This is a genomic window from Ureibacillus sp. MALMAid1270 (genome assembly GCF_049202975.1).
Taxonomy (GTDB): domain Bacteria; phylum Bacillota; class Bacilli; order Bacillales_A; family Planococcaceae; genus Ureibacillus.
This window is the reverse complement of the sequence record NZ_JBMIRP010000042.1, coordinates 1-16,694: the sequence shown is the minus strand read 5'-3', so window position 1 is coordinate 16,694 and position 16,694 is coordinate 1. Positions and strand designations below refer to the sequence as shown.

At 34.6% G+C, this 16,694-nt stretch carries 16 protein-coding genes; 13 read left to right on the top strand and 3 right to left on the bottom strand.

Going from position 1 to position 16,694, the window contains the following annotated elements:
* The first annotated feature begins 227 nt into the window (after positions 1-227).
* From ACOQFO_RS05305 to ACOQFO_RS05250, 12 genes are all read left to right on the top strand, one after another.
* The gene (locus tag ACOQFO_RS05305; RefSeq protein WP_421688653.1) at positions 228-470 is read left to right on the top strand and encodes a DUF1146 family protein; all 243 of its coding nucleotides are present in this window, start codon (positions 228-230) and stop codon (positions 468-470) included.
* Between the two features lie 512 nt (positions 471-982).
* Positions 983-2,302: a UDP-N-acetylglucosamine 1-carboxyvinyltransferase gene (gene murA / locus ACOQFO_RS05300; protein ID WP_421688652.1), complete on the top strand. Its 1,320-nt coding sequence runs from the start codon at positions 983-985 to the stop codon at positions 2,300-2,302.
* Between the two features lie 320 nt (positions 2,303-2,622).
* Complete coding sequence (spoIID, locus tag ACOQFO_RS05295) at positions 2,623-3,579, top strand: stage II sporulation protein D (protein WP_421688651.1); 957 nt, start codon at positions 2,623-2,625, stop codon at positions 3,577-3,579.
* Between the two features lie 66 nt (positions 3,580-3,645).
* Positions 3,646-4,314 carry a peptidoglycan DD-metalloendopeptidase family protein gene (locus ACOQFO_RS05290; RefSeq protein WP_421688650.1) on the top strand — a complete coding sequence of 223 codons (669 nt, stop codon included), beginning with the start codon at positions 3,646-3,648 and terminating at the stop codon, positions 4,312-4,314.
* A 284-nt stretch (positions 4,315-4,598) separates the two neighbouring features.
* Positions 4,599-4,856: a sporulation transcriptional regulator SpoIIID gene (locus tag ACOQFO_RS05285; RefSeq protein WP_421688649.1), complete on the top strand. Its 258-nt coding sequence runs from the start codon at positions 4,599-4,601 to the stop codon at positions 4,854-4,856.
* 204 nt (positions 4,857-5,060) lie between these two features.
* Positions 5,061-6,059, top strand: coding sequence for a rod shape-determining protein (locus tag ACOQFO_RS05280; protein ID WP_421688648.1), 999 nt, complete (start codon positions 5,061-5,063; stop codon positions 6,057-6,059).
* A 68-nt stretch (positions 6,060-6,127) separates the two neighbouring features.
* A complete protein-coding gene (locus ACOQFO_RS05275; protein ID WP_421688654.1) occupies positions 6,128-6,964 on the top strand; it encodes a flagellar hook-basal body protein in 837 nt (278 codons plus the stop codon).
* Positions 6,965-7,016: 52 nt separating this feature from the next.
* A complete protein-coding gene (locus tag ACOQFO_RS05270) occupies positions 7,017-7,847 on the top strand; it encodes a flagellar hook-basal body protein (protein WP_421688647.1) in 831 nt (276 codons plus the stop codon).
* A gap of 131 nt (positions 7,848-7,978) precedes the next feature.
* A complete protein-coding gene (locus ACOQFO_RS05265) occupies positions 7,979-8,293 on the top strand; it encodes a DNA-directed RNA polymerase subunit beta (protein WP_421688646.1) in 315 nt (104 codons plus the stop codon).
* A 278-nt stretch (positions 8,294-8,571) separates the two neighbouring features.
* The gene (gene fabZ / locus ACOQFO_RS05260) at positions 8,572-9,009 is read left to right on the top strand and encodes a 3-hydroxyacyl-ACP dehydratase FabZ (RefSeq protein WP_421688645.1); all 438 of its coding nucleotides are present in this window, start codon (positions 8,572-8,574) and stop codon (positions 9,007-9,009) included.
* A 113-nt stretch (positions 9,010-9,122) separates the two neighbouring features.
* Entirely contained in the window at positions 9,123-9,509 is a 387-nt protein-coding gene (locus tag ACOQFO_RS05255) for a hypothetical protein (RefSeq protein WP_421688644.1), read from the top strand.
* 233 nt (positions 9,510-9,742) lie between these two features.
* Entirely contained in the window at positions 9,743-10,123 is a 381-nt protein-coding gene (locus ACOQFO_RS05250) for a hypothetical protein (protein WP_421688643.1), read from the top strand.
* 230 nt (positions 10,124-10,353) lie between these two features.
* Here the strand turns inward: ACOQFO_RS05250 and ACOQFO_RS05245 are convergent, their stop codons facing one another.
* Entirely contained in the window at positions 10,354-10,779 is a 426-nt protein-coding gene (locus tag ACOQFO_RS05245) for a YwpF family protein (protein WP_421688642.1), read from the bottom strand.
* 246 nt (positions 10,780-11,025) lie between these two features.
* Here ACOQFO_RS05245 and ACOQFO_RS05240 point away from each other — a divergent pair, with 246 nt between their 5' ends.
* Positions 11,026-11,523, top strand: coding sequence for a single-stranded DNA-binding protein (locus ACOQFO_RS05240; protein ID WP_421688641.1), 498 nt, complete (start codon positions 11,026-11,028; stop codon positions 11,521-11,523).
* 418 nt (positions 11,524-11,941) lie between these two features.
* Here the strand turns inward: ACOQFO_RS05240 and ACOQFO_RS05235 are convergent, their stop codons facing one another.
* Both ACOQFO_RS05235 and ACOQFO_RS05230 read right to left on the bottom strand, forming a co-directional pair.
* The gene (locus tag ACOQFO_RS05235) at positions 11,942-14,797 is read right to left on the bottom strand and encodes a DEAD/DEAH box helicase (RefSeq protein ID WP_421688640.1); all 2,856 of its coding nucleotides are present in this window, start codon (positions 14,795-14,797) and stop codon (positions 11,942-11,944) included.
* Positions 14,794-16,368 carry a hypothetical protein gene (locus tag ACOQFO_RS05230; RefSeq protein ID WP_421688639.1) on the bottom strand — a complete coding sequence of 525 codons (1,575 nt, stop codon included), beginning with the start codon at positions 16,366-16,368 and terminating at the stop codon, positions 14,794-14,796. Before ACOQFO_RS05230 ends, ACOQFO_RS05235 begins: the two co-directional genes overlap by 4 nt.
* Between the last annotated feature and the right edge of the window lie 326 nt (positions 16,369-16,694).

Below are 16,694 nucleotides of genomic sequence, written 5' to 3'. Positions count from 1 at the left end.
GAACGTGTAAGGAAAATGAACTACGCCAATAGATTAGCAACTTATTAATTCAATTAAACACATTGGTAAGCCGTATGCCTTAATAGGGCACGTACGGTTTGATGAGGGGGTGGCCATGAAAATGGTCACCCTACTCTATATAATTCGTATGTGATTTGATTGTTCAAAAACTATATAAATTCAAGGAAGATACAACTAAATCAAATGTATATGGAGGCTAAAGTGCTATGGATTTTTACAATTCTTTAGGTATTGACGCGAGTATTAGTATATTCTCACATATATTTTTCATTGGCATTACGTTTTATGCCTTACAAGCATTTAGATTAGAACAGTTATTTAAAAAAGGCCGTACTTTTCAGATACAGCTTATATATATTCTATTAAGTATAGCTATTGGATCAAGTGTATCTAACTTTATATTAGATATATCTAGCTGGTCAAGACAATTACCCTACCTATTTACTTGAAAAATAATAGTTAGTTTTTCTATATAGTTGTATTTATTAGAGATTTGCTGGACTAGTATTTTAATAATCTGTGAAATGTTACTCAAAATATCATAAAATCATAGCAAAAATTAGGTAAATAATCGATAATTAAAATGTTAAAAAGTAAATATTTTTAATAAAAATTTAACATTCTATCGTCGATTTTTAAGAAAATACGACAAGTAATTTGTCGTACTGTACATAAATTGTAATATTCCCTGGGAAATTTACGAAATTTGTTGACTACTTTGTAACAATTGTTGCCAAATGATATAAGTCATTGGTTAAATAGCCTAAAAATTCACCAATATGAGGGAACTTGCGTAATATAAATTGTAGATTAATATTTAAAAATAACGTAAAATAATGTGTTGAGAGCTTGTTTATATGGTGCAAAAACTGTAACATATGGGTGGTTAGTTATTTTTAAATAGATTATTGATAGAAATTAGATTAGTAGTTACGGACAATTGAATTCGGAGGGACGAATGGTGGATAAGATTATTGTTACGGGAGGCCAAAAATTAAAAGGGTCCGTAAAAGTTGAAGGTGCAAAGAATGCAGTGTTACCTATTCTAACAGCATCTTTATTAGCATCAAAAGATCGTACGACAATTAAGGATGTTCCGAATTTAGCGGATGTTCACATAATAAATGAAGTACTAAAAAGTCTTAATGCTGATGTACAATATGACGTTGAAAAAAATGAAATCAATATAAATGCAACAAATACATTAAATAGTGAAGCACAATTTGAATTTATCAGTAAAATGCGTGCTTCTATATTAGTAATGGGTTCTTTACTTGGACGTAATGGATATGCTAGAGTCGCACTTCCTGGTGGATGTGCAATTGGTTCACGTCCAATTGAACTACATTTAAAAGGCTTTGAAGCAATGGGTGCTAAAATTACTTTTGGCCATGGCTTTGTCGAAGCAAGAGTAGCAGATCGTCTAAAAGGTGCTAAAATCTATTTAGATTTCCCTAGCGTTGGGGCAACAGAGAATATTATGTCGGCTGCTGCACTTGCTAAGGGAACAACGATTATCGAAAATGCAGCGAAAGAACCAGAAATTGTAGATTTAGCAAACTTCATTAATAGTATGGGTGGGCGTGTCATCGGTGCAGGTACTGATACAATTCGCATTGAAGGTGTCGACGAACTACATGGAGCTACACATCATGTAATTCCTGACCGTATTGAGGCAGGAACATTTATGGTTGCTGCAGCAATTACTCGTGGAGATGTGTTAATCGAAAATGCAGTTCCAGAACATATGACAGCTTTAATCGCAAAACTTCGTGAAATGGGCGTTGAAGTGATTGAAGAGGGTAATGGAATTCGTGTTCGTGCAACGAAACCATTAAAAGCAATCGATATTAAAACAATGCCACATCCAGGTTTCCCAACTGATATGCAAGCTCAAATGATGGCTTTATTGTTAACTGCCAAAGGCTCTAGCATTATTACGGAAACGGTATTTGAAAATCGGTTTATGCATGTTGAAGAATTTCGTCGTATGAATGCCGAAATTAAAATAGAAGGAAGAACTGTATTTATTGAAGGTCCTACAAAACTACAAGGTGCAGAGGTAGCTGGAACGGATTTACGCGCAACAGCGGCTTTAATCTTGGCTGGATTAGTTTCAGAAGGAATCACACGTGTTACAAATTTACATCACTTAGATCGTGGATATGTAAACTTCCATCAAAAATTGGCTTCTCTTGGGGCTAATATTATTCGTATTGATGATGAACAAATTAAAAAGGATGTTAAGTCATCAGTCAATACGATGAATCAATTAGTCTAAATTAATGTTTCAAGAATAATATTAATTTAGATTATGAAAGTAATAATTTAATTATGATTAAAAGCATTAAAATTTTATAAAACTTTACAATATGAATTGTATTGCACTTTATTAGCCACTTATTATAAGTAATGGTTCTGATATAGAAACCAAAACAATACTATTGTAAAAGATGAAACACATCTGTTTTTACTTGATTGCTGAACAAATATAAACAAAAACTTTTACGAAAAACGACAAAAGTCCATTATGGATATTTGTCGTTTTTTCTTACCTTCTGTTACTACTAAATTGCTAACTTCATACATATGGATAGTAGTATGAAAAATATAAATTACATGAGCAGATGGATACCATTCATACTAATTGGAGTTTTTATTCTTGTATTATTTATTATGCCATTATTGTTTAGATCACCAATTCAAACTTCAACGTCTAATACGGAAGGCAATTCGAGCAATGACAAAAAATGTGAAATCAATATTAAAGTGGCAGAGGTCGATGTTCCAGTATCTCTTGAAGATTATGTAATTGGGGTAGTGGCGGCAGAAATGCCTGCCAAATTTCATCCAGAAGCATTAAAAGCCCAAGCAATAGCTGCAAGAACATACGTATTAAAATCGACTAACTACGGAGAAATAGAAATTGAGCCTACAGTAGCAAGACAAGTTTATTATGATCAAACAGTACGTCAAAACAATTGGCAAAGTGATTTTGAGGAAAACGAACAAAAAATACGAGAAGCAGTGAAAAGTACAGAAGGCGAAGTTATTGTTTACAACAATGAGCTGATTACAGCCATGTTCCATTCAATGAGTAATGGTATGACAGAAAGTGCGAAAAATTACAGTGGAAATGATTTGCCTTACTTACAACCTGTTGCAAGTACAGATTTCCAATATGCAACTAATTATGAAGTAACTAAAACTTTTACGATTGATGAATGGAATAAAAGATTAGGTGTCAATTCGACGCTTAGTCAGGTGAAACAGCTGAAATTGAAAAGAAACGATACGGGGAGGGTAGACACAGTAACATTACAAGATAAAGTTTGGACAGGTCGCGATTTTCGAACTTTGTTAGATTTGCGATCAACAGACTTTAGCATTTCAGTAAATGGTGAAACGATTATCGTGACAACAGAAGGTTTTGGTCATGGAGTTGGTATGAGTCAATACGGTGCAGATGCATTGGCAAATCAAGGTTCTACAGTATATCAAATACTAGATCACTATTATAAAAATACAAAAATTGAAAAAATAAGTTGTTCTTGGTAAAAAAATTGGAAAATTTATGATTAGAATTGTAAAAAACTGTTCACACTGCAATTAGAGGTGATGAACATGAGAGAAGATAACAAATCTAAAATTCCTTCTCCTATTAACAAAAAAGACGGTTTACAAAATAAACCTTGGTTTTGGCCAACTGTATATGCTGCTATTGCCGTTGCGCTAATCGGTCTAATCTTTAGTTATAACGCACTCATTGGCAATAATGAAGAAGAGCAAAACGTTACTGTTGAAAATCCATCTTCTAATGAAACAGTAATTGAAACGAACGCTCAAGTGGAGACAATGAAGTATCCATTCGACGAAACGAAACTAGATCAAGTTGCTATTCTTCAAGATTTCTATGATGTGAATGCGGATGAAGCAACAAGAGAAAAAGCATTAATCGTATTTAATCAAATTTTCTCTACTTCACAAGGTGTATCAATATCAGTGAATAGCGAACCATTCGAGGTAAGAGCAGCAATGAGTGGTGAAGTCACAACAGTGAAATTGGATGCATTTAAAGGTAACCAAATTATCATTACACATCCAAACGGAATGGAAACACGTTATAGTTCTGTGACGGACATCCTTGTTAAAGAAGGCGACAAGGTTGTTCAAGGCCAAGCTTTAGCAACTACTGTAGATAATTCATGGAATCCATCAGCTGGAATCCATCTACACTTTGAAGTGTTGCAAGATGGCGAACATGTAAATCCAAGAAACTTCCTATCTTTCTAATCCGTTTAGCCTAGCTAGTGTCCGGCACATTTTAATTGCCGGTGACTGGCACTAACTAATTCAAATATGACTGAATTGTCCAGTGCCAGTGAACACTAAGGTAAACTAGACACACACATTTTACCTATTGAAGTTCTGAATGCAGTCGAATTATCATATTGTGAATAAACGTTAATATCGCTAGTTGCAAACGTCTATGTAATGATCGCAATATGAACACGTCAAATATACGCTTATCGTTAGCAAAACGGCACATTCTTATATCCGATAGAAAGGAAGAGAACGTGCACGAGCACATTCGACATCGCTGCGTTCGACTAGGTGAACTGCTCCTCGAAACTGGTGAAACGGTCCGCGTTCTTGCAAAAATGACAGGCTATTCAAAAAGCACTGTTCATAAAGACTTGACGGAAAGATTATTCCTTGTAAATGAAACGCTTGCTAATCAAGTAAAAGAAGTATTAGCTTATCATAAATCAATTCGTCATTTGCGAGGGGGCGAAGCTACACGCCAGAAGTGGCAGTCCCGACAAAATCTATGAAAAAGCATTTAGTTTGGCTTATAATAATGGCCAACTAAATGCTTTTTTTCTGTAGTTAATTATTTTTCCATAGTTTCCATATAGCGGGATTCCCTGCGCTAAATTAAAGATGTATTTATTATTTGAATATGATAAAATATTCTAGATAAAGATATAGAAATGGTAAAAAAATGTTGGAAATGGCGGGAAGGAGATTTTTCATAGATGTTTTCCAAAGATATTGGTATCGATTTAGGAACTGCTAACGTCCTTGTGTACGTGAAAGGTAAAGGAATTGTTTTAAACGAGCCATCTGTAGTAGCAATTGATAAAAATACAAATCGTGTACTTGCTGTAGGTGAAGAAGCAAGGCAAATGGTCGGACGTACACCGGGTAATATCGTAGCAATTCGTCCATTAAAAGACGGTGTTATTGCAGATTTTGATGTTACAGAAGCGATGTTAAAGCATTTTTTATCAAAATTAAACGTCAAAGGATTTTTATCTAAACCACGCATCTTAATATGCTGTCCAACAAATATCACAAGCGTGGAACAAAAAGCTATTCGCGAAGCTGCTGAAAAATCAGGCGGGAAAAAAGTTTACTTAGAGGAAGAACCTAAAGTTGCTGCAATTGGTGCAGGGATGGATATTTACCAACCAAGTGGAAACATGGTTATTGATATTGGTGGCGGTACAACGGATGTTGCAGTTTTATCAATGGGTGATATCGTTACAAGCGAATCAATTAAAGTAGCTGGGGACGTCTTTGATAACGATATTTTGCAATACATAAAGAAACAGTACAAGTTACTTATTGGAGAACGTACTGCTGAGCAAATTAAAATCACCATTGGTACCGTATTTCCTGGGGGACGCAATGATGAAATGGAAATTCGCGGCCGCGATTTAGTATCAGGTCTACCTCGTACAATTACAATACGATCTGAAGAAATCGAAAAGGCATTACATGAATCTGTTTACATGATTGTACAAGCTGCAAAAAATGTTTTAGAAAGAACTCCACCAGAATTGTCTGCGGATATTATTGACCGTGGTATTATCATTACGGGTGGTGGTGCGCTTTTACATGGCATGGACCAATTATTAGTTGAAGAATTAAAAGTACCTGTATTTGTAGCAGATAAGCCAATGGATTGTGTAGCAATCGGTACAGGGATTATGTTAAATAATATCGATAAAGCAGTTTCATCAAAATTTTAATAAATGATTATATGAATGCGATTGTACAGAAAAGTAAAGTCGCACAGATATACTTGAGGTGAATGGCATTGTTTAAAGGATTCTATACTGTTGCAACTGGAATGATTGCACAGCAAAGAAAAACAGAAATTATTACGAATAATATGGCAAATGCAAATACACCTGGATTTAAAGCAGACCAAACAACGATCCGCTCTTTTCCCGATATGTTACTTTCTGCTGTTGGAAATGCAAATATACCAACGGAAAGAAATCTAAAAGTACCTATGATACAAGAAATTGGCACTGTTAATACTGGTATCTATTTGCAAGAAACACTCGCAAACCTTGTACAAGGTTCATTAATTGATACGAATTTATCTACAGATATGGCTCTTATTGATGGAACAATTCCGATTGATGAAGAGTCAGGTAAACCTGGATCAATCTTTTTCCGATTAGAACATCCAGATGGTGGGGAAGCGTATACACGTAATGGAAACTTTACATTAGATGCAGAAGGTTATCTAGTTAATGGTAATGGCTACTATGTATTATCAGACGCTGGAGAACGAATTATGTTGCCAAATGATGACTTCCAATTATCGGAAAATGGGACGATTTATATTGATGATGTAGAAGTTGCTACCTTGGGTGTTTCATTCTCAGCAAATCCTAGTCTTTTAGTTAAATTAGATAATGGTTTATTTAGGGTAAATGATGGAGAAGAATTACCTTCAGCCTATACACAACAAGGAGTTACTTTTGGGTTGAGACAAAGCACTTTAGAAGGATCAAATGTTGACTCAGCCAAATCAATGACTGATTTACTTACAGCATATCGTGCCTTTGAAGCAAACCAAAAAGTACTTCAAGCATATGATAAAAGTATGGAAAAAGCAGTAAACGAAATTGGTAGAGTCTAATACATCATTGACTTTGCCTTAGACACACACCTTAAAAGAACGGAGGAGTATAATGCTTCGAACAATGATTACTGCAACAAATACGCTAAATCAATTGCAGCAACAAATTGATACAATTAGTAACAATCTTGCGAACAGTAACACAACAGGCTATAAAGCAAAAGAAGCAACATTTTCAGAGCTTCTTTATCAACAATATAATAATGAAAAATTGGACAAAGCAGATCGACAATCTCCTGCCGGAATCCGTTATGGTGTTGGAGCAAAATTAGGGCAAATTCAAACGAATTACGCTCAAGGTAATGTTCAAATGACTGATCGTGATTTAGATCTTGCGTTTACAAAAGATAAACAATACTTTAACATTTTAATGCCTAACGGTGAAAATGGTACAAAACTGGTGTATTCACGACAAGGAAATTTTTACGTTTCGCCAGTTGATAATGGACAAGTAATGTTAGTTAATGCAGATGGATATGCTGTAGCAGATTCTACTGGTAGTGCAATCTTCTTCCCTGCTGAATTTCAAAACTTTGGTCTAACGGAAGATGGAATTTTGGGAGTTAATTATCCAAATGGTGAAACATTGTCATTTGAATTAGGTATTACAGAACTTCAAAAACCGCAGGCAATGGAGCATATATCTGATACATACATTGGTATTCCAGAAGATTTGACTCAATTTGAAGGACAAGTATTAATCGATTTACAAGGTGCTGCTCGTTCAGAAATCGGTATTAAAAATGGTGCTTTAGAGCAATCAAATGTTAATTTGTCTAAGGAAATGACTGAACTAATTACTGCTCAAAGATCCTACCAATTTCAATCACGTGCAATTACTTTAGCAGATCAAATGCTTGGCTTAATCAACGGGATTAGATAACTACAACTCTTCTTATTAACTATGATGTTTAATAGTCTAAATTTAAGTTGATAATAATAAAACCTAATACGTCACATGGTATCAACTCCTGATACCATGTGAATGTTGTTCTAAATAAAGGAGTACAAAAAATGACAAACGAATTAATGAGTGAAAAACCAAAAGAAGATTTGTCTCAGTTGAAACGAACAAGTCGTAGACGCATGCGACAAGATGAAAATAAGAAATTAAAAGAAGTTAAGCAGCCACAAACAACAAAAGAGATTATCATATCTCGCATGATTGCAACTGCCATAAAAGTTCTAATTTTCTTTGCGACTATTTTAATTGTTGCAATTTTGGGCTTAATGATTGGGTATGGTGTAATTGGTGATGGAAATCCAATCGATGCTTTAAATTGGAATACATGGCAACATATGCTAGACATTATTAATGGGAAAGAATAGTGTATTCAGAAAAATGTGATTGAACGCATTTTTTAAAGAATAATTATTCTTCCCAATTTTTTCTTCTTAATTGATATTTCAAGTTACACGTCGATCAAACATTTCGAGATAAAATATTCGATTCATTTGCGGTTACAGTAAAAATACATTTAAACCAATAAAAGGTAATTTTTATATCGGAAAAATATGTTATGATTAGAAAAGTGACTCATTTTATTTGTTTGGTATATATAAAAGTTGGTAAGTAATACATATGAAAAATAAGGGGGATTTTTTTAATGTTAAATATAGAGGAAATTCAAGCAATTTTACCACATCGTTATCCATTTCTACTTGTTGACCGAGTTCTTGAAGTTGAAGAAGGTAAACGTGCTGTAGGTATTAAAAATGTTTCTGCCAATGAAGATTTCTTTAATGGACATTTTCCAGGATATCCTGTAATGCCTGGAGTTTTAATAATTGAGGCATTAGCACAAGTTGGAGGAGTAGCTTTATTAAAATCAGAGCAATTTAAAGGTAGACTAGCTTTTTTAACTGGAATTGATAATGCTCGCTTTAAACGCCAAGTAGTTCCTGGAGATCAACTACGACTTGAAGTTGAGTTTGTACGTATGAGAGGAACTATGGGGAAAGGTCACGCAGTAGCAACAGTTGATGGTGACTTAGTTTGTGAAGCTGACATTTTATTTGCGATTGGACCAGTACAACCAAAATAATGTAAAAGTTAATATAAACGCCATATTTTATAAGAGATACACTAATAAGTGAATTGGAAGGGCGAGATGAAATTAGTTAAATTTGCTTTTTCCACGTAGGAGGTTATTAAATTATGTATAAGGATTTGACTTCAGGCGTTAAAATAAGTATTACGCGTTCGATCTCAACATCGTTTGAAGCATATTTAGCAAGTATTGGCTGGGAAGAAGAACGATTTTCAATGGAAGACTTCATGAAATTCTGGCAATCGTATTTTACGGAAAATGCAGCATGGTATGAAAAAATTCCAGAGGATGTTTTAGTAAATCCTGAGTTCCATGAAGAAATTGCTCAAAAAATCGATGAAGTGATTGAAAAAATTCTCAATGAAGAACCGACAGAAAAGCAAATTGAAACAATAGAAGAATTGCAAAAACAACTTGGAACTAACTACACATATAGCTGTAAAGCTGAAGCTGCATATATTGAACAATTATTAAAAAATCAGTTAAATCAATAAAAAGCTTTAACTTCTCATAATTCATTGGATCTGGATGAATTCCATCGCGGTCCAACTGGTTAAAATCAAAGATTGATTAACTAATTTTTAACTATTCGTGCGTATAAGTTATTAATTATTGGCAACTCGCAATAAATTAGACAAGGATAGCTCCCACTTTTCTCGGGCAATCTATGAACAGTCACATCTCATGTATGTGATGTATTTAGAATTAGAAAGGAGGGAGCTTTTTTATGAAAAAACCATTTTACGCATTTATTTTGGGATCAGCTCTATTAGTGGGGTGTAATACTGCAGATAATGCGGTAGAAGAAGTTGAAGAAGAAGTCCAAGAAGGTATAAATGATGTCGAAAATGGCGTCAACGATGTTATTGATAACGAAGACGACGGCATTTTAGACAATGATGTTAACGGCAATAACGACAACGGTGGCCTTCTAGACAATGATGTTAACGACAATGATGATGTTGACCCAGATGTTAACAATGGTGGTATCGAAGGTTTAACAGATAATGAAAAAGATGGTGTACAAAATAGTAACGGTGCCGGTCAAAATGCCAATAGTGGTGTTGTTGATAATAACGATGAGCGTGTTATAACTGAAGAAAAATAAATCATTTTTGAATATGATTTGTACAGCGCGAAAACAGGACAAAAAAATCAGAAACGTGAAGCTAGCGTAGGCTAGATAACGTTTCTGATTTTTCTTTGTTGTCGTGGTGGGTTGGTGATTGGGTAGAGATGGGGATTCATTGGTTGTGTTGGGGCGAAGTAGGTTGATTCTGTCACAATGTAGAGCGATTCCGCCATAAAGTATGGCGAATCCACACAGAAAACCAAGCTCTATATTTCCCGAAGTTTCGGTCGTTCTTTCATGCCTTGTTCAAACCGTGCTAGAAGCTCCTCTTTAGATAGGTTCTCTTCGAGTAATAATTTTAAAAGTTGTTCTGCATATTTTTTTCTTAATTGTTTCACTGTTCCTTTTAAAAGGACAGAATAATGACCTTGAATTTCACGAATTTCGCTTACTACTAAGGAAAATGGCGCTGGTTCATTATCAGGGGAAGAAATTACTACATGTGCGTCAAAGACTTCTCCTGATGTATGTAATTGTTGGAATATAGAAATATGTTCTTTTGATATAAAAAGCTCCAAAATCCAAGACTTACGACTATTTTCTTGGTTAATAACAATCCCATCAATTAAAGGAAGCTGTTGCTTTCCATCTTCTTTGATCAAATCAAATGAAAGCATTTTAAACGTCTTCAATTCGCATTCCCCCTTTAGAAATTGGTTAATTTAAGTATAACATAGAAAACTGCCAAACTTTTTATTTGAAGGTTTTTTATAAAAACGAAAAAACCTTCTAGTTCTCATCAATTTCCCCATTTTTGTGAAATAAATACCCCTTGAAAATTGGTTTTTCAACTTAAATTTTGGGCCAAAAGTGAATTTTCGCACTTTGTCAAAAACGGCACTTTCAAAGTATGATGATAGCGAAAGGAGGTGCTGAAGATGAATCATGTCGGACTAGTTGGTCGAATAACAAAGGACCCGCTACTAAAAAGATTGTCTGAAGGTCGAATACACACAAGTTTTACATTAGCTATTAACAGGAATTATCGAAATAATGATGGGACTGTTGAAGCTGACTTTGTTTTATGTAGTGGTTGGGGGAAGCTTGCTGAAAGAATTGCTGAATTTTGTGGCAAAGGATCACTAATTGGAGTAAATGGCAGATTACAAACCAGATCCTACAACAACAAAGAAAATAAAAGAGTTTATTCAACCGAAGTACTAATTGATGATGTCCGATTCTATGTACTAAAAACACCTGAAAGAAAAGTTTCAAGTGCAAAGGATGTAAGTGTTGAAACACGACGAGCTGAATACTTGCCAACTATTGATAATGGGGAAAATCAACAAGTTGAAAGAAGTATTCCAGTTGGCTCAAAAGAAATACTGAGTGATTTTGAATTACCAAAAACAGAAGTTGCTTTACCAGTTAGGTAAAGTCAATGTGAAGAGAATGAAGGATCATTAGGAAATATCCATATTTTTTCGAAACCAAAATCAAGTTGAAGTTTTTTAAATTTTTATGAATGTAAGATAACCTTAATACAAATGAATGATTTTACTTTTTGATTATCCAATAACTATGAACTATCGTTAACCTCTAAACTTATATATGTTCTTAACTAGCTTTCCGGCTCTAAATTAAACCAAGAAAGTATTCCTCTATACTTTAATGGGGGTGATAATCATCACTGCTGATTGACCGCACAGTAGTGGTAATGCTATTCTTCCTAAACTCTACATAGGTTCATGAAATGAACAAAGATTAGAGTATGACAACTGAATATTGAAAAGTGGATAAACTAAATCACGAGGCAAAAAAAAGAGTCGAACAAAAAATGTTCGACTCTACTATTTATGATCTTATTACGGCAGTATCTAAAGTTAATAAATCGAATAATTCATCGTCTTGTAATTCTGTTAACCAGTTACTTGATTGGATCAATTCTTCAGAAAGTGCTGATTTTATTTCAATCATTTTATCGATTTTCTCTTCAATTGTTCCAATGGTAATAAATTTATGAACTTGTACAAATTGAGTTTGCCCAATTCGGTAAGCACGGTCAGTAGCTTGATTTTCAACTGCTGGATTCCACCAACGGTCAGCATGTAACACATGAGTTGCAGCAGTTAAGTTTAATCCAGTACCACCTGCTTTTAATGAAAGTAAGAATATAGGGAACTCACCTGCCTGAAAAGCTTCAACTAATGCATCACGTTGATTTTTCGGCATACTACCTGTTAAAAACGGTACATCAACATTCATAAGCTCACTAAAGCAGTGTTGTAGTAGGTGACCCATGCCAATATATTGAGTAAAAATTAAACACTGTTCACCATTTTCGATAATTTCACCAGCAAGCTCAACAATACTCTTTAATTTTACAGAACGTTCCATCATTGTATTAGCATCATCGAATGGCTCTTTCAAGTAAAGAGCAGGGTGATTACAAAGTTGCTTTAGTTTGCTTAACATCTGTAAAATTCGACCCTTTTTCTCAAAGCCATTCATATTTTCGATTTGAGTTAAAGTGTCTTGAATATAACCTTCATATAATGCGGCTTGTTCGCTTGTTAATGGACAGAATTTCTTTGTTTCTAATTTATCTGGTAAGTTTAGTTGTAATTCTGGATCATTTTTTGTTCGGCGTAATAAGAATGGTTTAATTTTTGTACGTAATATTTCTTTGTGACGTTCAGATTCATCCCGTTCAATTGGTAGGATGAATTGTTCTTGGAACTTACCAAAGCTACCTAAATACCCTTTATGGATAAAATCAAAAATTGCCCATAACTCTGACAAGCGATTTTCGATTGGTGTACCCGTCAATGCGATATGATGAGTACCGAATAGTTTGCGAATTGCTTTTGATTGTAATGTTTGCATATTTTTTATATTTTGAGCTTCATCTAAAACGATTGAAGAAAAATGTATATGTTCCAAAAATTCAATGTCCTGTGAAACAGTACCGTATGTCGTTAAAATAATATGCGGCTTTTCACTTGATATGAAGTTTTTAAAAGCATCGTCCTTCAATCTAGATGAGCTGTAATGAGTATGCACTTTTAAACTAGGAGCAAATCGAGCTAATTCTTTTTGCCAGTTTCCTAATACAGAGGTAGGACAAACAATGATCGTTGGTTGGGATTCATTGAGTGTATCTACTGTATACAACACATAACTTATCAATTGTACTGTTTTTCCTAGTCCCATATCATCTGCTAACACAGCTCCAAATTGTTGTTCTCTCATAAATACAAGCCATTCAAAGCCTTCTTGTTGGTAAGGTCTTAGTTCCGCTTGTAATGAAGATGGAACTGGTACATGTGGTAGACCTTTTTTCTCCTGCAATTGATCAATATAAGTCTTTAATGATCTTTGCATTTCAAAGACAAATAAAGGATTATCTCTTTCTAGATCTTCTAAATCATCTTCATCTTGTATAGGAGCAGTTAATTCTTCTGGCACTTCACGGAAAAGAAGTTCACGAACAGTCCAGTTTTCCTGCTCTGCTTTATCCATAAGCTCACGTATGCCATTCATCCACTCGGCATCTAAACGGAACCATTCCGTACCAATACGTATAAATTCACGTTTTTCATTGACCATTTGACGGAATTGTTCTTCCGAAACTTCCGATTCACCTAGTGACAGGTTCCATTTAAAGGTTAAGATATCATCAAGTCCCGCAACTTTTCGTGCGGATTGATTGGTTGCACTAACACGAACTCGCATTTTGGATTGTTTTAGTTCCTTTAACCAAGCCGGTAAAATGACATCAAAACCAAGTGCTTGTAATTTTGCAAAATCATTACGTAAGAGTTCACGGACTTCTTTATCTTCTAATGGAACATGGAATAATACATCAGGAGAGATTTCTGGTCTATCGAGATGAATAATGGCTAATATTTGCTTTTGAAAAGCAATAATTTCGTCTGCGTAAGGTTGCCATTTTTCAGGTAATACCTGATGAATCGAACCATTACGTTTTCGAACAGGTGGTGTCCATAATTTCGCAGATTTAATCGAACTAATCACTGTCTCTAGTAGCCATTCTTCTGATGCATCAACAGGTTCACTTAGTCTCAGTGCAACTTTCACATCACCAATTGTTCGCTCATTATTTAATGGCCATCCGCCGTCTTTAAAGAATGGAAGTAGGGCAGGTATATCTTCACTTGCAAGACCTGCGTAAGCCAATTTTTGTTTTGTTGCAATATTGAGTAGTTCCACACATTTTGAGAAATCGACTTCATAAGGATGGAAGCTTTTAACTACGTGTTCATCTTGACTGAATGACTCAGGAATTTCAAAATGGTATCCATCCTCAGTTAAAATTGCGTAGTCCCAAAGTGCAGAACTGTTCCAAAGTTGTTGAACTGCCTTTAACACACGAATTATTTTGTCTGAACCGTCATCTGTCCCTTCAAACAGTACGAAAGGATGCACATACTTTGGAGACAATAAATCCATCATTTCACTTGTAGTAAGATAAATAGCCTCTTCCTGAATGTTTGCATTCAGTCCAAAAAAGTTTGGCTCATAACGATAAAACAAAAGGCGGGCCCATGAGCTTACTGGTAGAAAAATATGATTTTGTGAAGAGGAAGTAGTTGTAGCTTTTACAGCATAAATCCCATATTCACGTTCATCTATTTGTAATCGAATTGATTTTGTAAATGGTGATATTGATGGGCCATTTTGTATCATACGAGCAAGTTTCCTTTCTCTAACTCTTCTTGTAATGCACGCAATCGTTTATATTGCTCACTGACAGATTGAATATAATCCGTCCAAAAATTCAGTTTGCCACTTTTTTTCGCAGCTGATTTCATCATTTTCCAAATACGAACAGCTTGTTTATAGTTCAACCGTGATTTTTGAATAACTTCTTCCATCGCATAATAGTGGTAGAGAGGTAGTGTTGTTTCAGGAGCTTCTTCTAACACTTCTTTTAAACCACAGGATTCTAAATAGGAAATAGAAGATGGGTGAAGCAAATGAAGGGCTGCCCACTCATCGTATCGTTTGTTTTTCAACAAATACATAGAAAATGGTTGTATTCCATATGTACCAAAAGCGGAATATAAAGTCTGCTCTTCGTGTTCGGAAAGTGTAATTTGCTCATAAAGTTTGCTAACTTTTTTCACATACATTTGACGATAGGCTGGTTGTAAATCGTGATTAAAGAATTTATTAAGGTAAGGTAATAGAGCCTTTAATAATAATTCAATCGCAATTGAATCGTTTTTCGAAACAGCAAATTTTGCTAAGCCAAAATAAATAAGTAATTGATCTTCATGAATGGTTTTTATGTTTTCCTTCATGGCATCATACTTTTTTAATATTATATAGAACATGTTTTTGATTACTTCAACGGTAGGATCATCTTGTACAACCTTTGAATTTTCAATTAACTCAAGTTCTTTGACTGCTCGATCACGTTCGATAAACATTGTATCCCAAAAGAGTAAATATAAATTCATCCGACGATTCAAATGACCTTCTCTTTTGGTAATGAATTCTCGCACCATTTTTTGAAGAACATCATAAAAGGGATCCATAGCAAAAAGGCGAGACCGAGCTGTTATTTCTTGAATATGATTTTGTAGTGAATGAATACGTCTATCGAAAAAGTATTCAAAATAGTCGGTTTGAAGCTGGGAACCTGAAATTGAAAGATGTTCCCAGAATTTATTTAACACGGATAGTTCCATAAAAATGTTGTAAAGTGGTTGCCATTCACGCTCAAATGGTAAATGTTTTTTCAGCTTCATGAGTGCGTTATCGACCATAGTAGAAATTAAATAACTATCCACACGTAAATCCCCTTTTACAATATGGGACATTACTTCATCGACCATCGCTTGCCAGCTTTCAGGGCTTCGCTCACTTGCTAATGTATGAAGTGAAGCACTTTTTTTCTCGCGCCATTTTGTAGCCCAATCCTGAACAGATTCCAAATATTGATAGAGAGATAACATGACACTAACTTTATGTCGGCATAATCCATCTTGCGGACAACTACATTCAACTAATTTGTGAAAGAAATCAATCGTTACATCAGTTGGACGAACATCTTGAACAATAATATATAGACGCTGCTTCATCGGTATATATCGTTGGAATACTACAGATTTATTACGTACAGCAAAAAGCGCACGTCGAACAAGCTCCTCATCTTCAGTTACAGAAGGATGGAGAGTACGTTCGATCATATCGATTTGTTCATATATGAATGGCGAATAATCTCGTACGATTGTTGAAATCGATAAACTCATGTAATCGCTCCTAAAATAATTATCTAAAAAAGTCCTTCCTTTCATTATACCTTGAAAAATTATCAATGATAAGTAAAACGTTAGAATATAAAGCTTGAAGCTGATTGAATGGTTTACGGATAATTATTAAGTATGTTGAGTATGTTGAAATACAAGAAAAATAATCTTCAACATAGTTAATAAAATGGGGCTGTCCAAAAAGCCCTAAAAAGAAAACAGATGAATGGAAATTTTGATTTCCCATTCATCTGTTTTCTATTTTCTTTGATTTTTAGTGAAAGTAGCTGGCGGATGCCTGCTACTTTCAGGAGATTGTGAGCCATTGC

Bases quoted from the DNA above. Each gene is read 5' to 3' on its own strand.
- ACOQFO_RS05270 (WP_421688647.1), top strand. From the start codon at position 7,017: ATGCTTCGAACAATGATTACTGCAACAAATACGCTAAATCAATTGCAG.
- ACOQFO_RS05250 (WP_421688643.1), top strand. From the start codon at position 9,743: ATGAAAAAACCATTTTACGCATTTATTTTGGGATCAGCTCTATTAGTG.
- ACOQFO_RS05255 (WP_421688644.1), top strand. From the start codon at position 9,123: ATGTATAAGGATTTGACTTCAGGCGTTAAAATAAGTATTACGCGTTCG.
- ACOQFO_RS05265 (WP_421688646.1), top strand. From the start codon at position 7,979: ATGACAAACGAATTAATGAGTGAAAAACCAAAAGAAGATTTGTCTCAG.
- ACOQFO_RS05240 (WP_421688641.1), top strand. From the start codon at position 11,026: ATGAATCATGTCGGACTAGTTGGTCGAATAACAAAGGACCCGCTACTA.
- ACOQFO_RS05290 (WP_421688650.1), top strand. From the start codon at position 3,646: ATGAGAGAAGATAACAAATCTAAAATTCCTTCTCCTATTAACAAAAAA.
- ACOQFO_RS05280 (WP_421688648.1), top strand. From the start codon at position 5,061: ATGTTTTCCAAAGATATTGGTATCGATTTAGGAACTGCTAACGTCCTT.
- ACOQFO_RS05305 (WP_421688653.1), top strand. From the start codon at position 228: ATGGATTTTTACAATTCTTTAGGTATTGACGCGAGTATTAGTATATTC.
- ACOQFO_RS05230 (WP_421688639.1), bottom strand. From the start codon at position 16,368: ATGAGTTTATCGATTTCAACAATCGTACGAGATTATTCGCCATTCATA.
- spoIID (WP_421688651.1), top strand. From the start codon at position 2,623: ATGAAAAATATAAATTACATGAGCAGATGGATACCATTCATACTAATT.
- ACOQFO_RS05235 (WP_421688640.1), bottom strand. From the start codon at position 14,797: ATGATACAAAATGGCCCATCAATATCACCATTTACAAAATCAATTCGA.
- fabZ (WP_421688645.1), top strand. From the start codon at position 8,572: ATGTTAAATATAGAGGAAATTCAAGCAATTTTACCACATCGTTATCCA.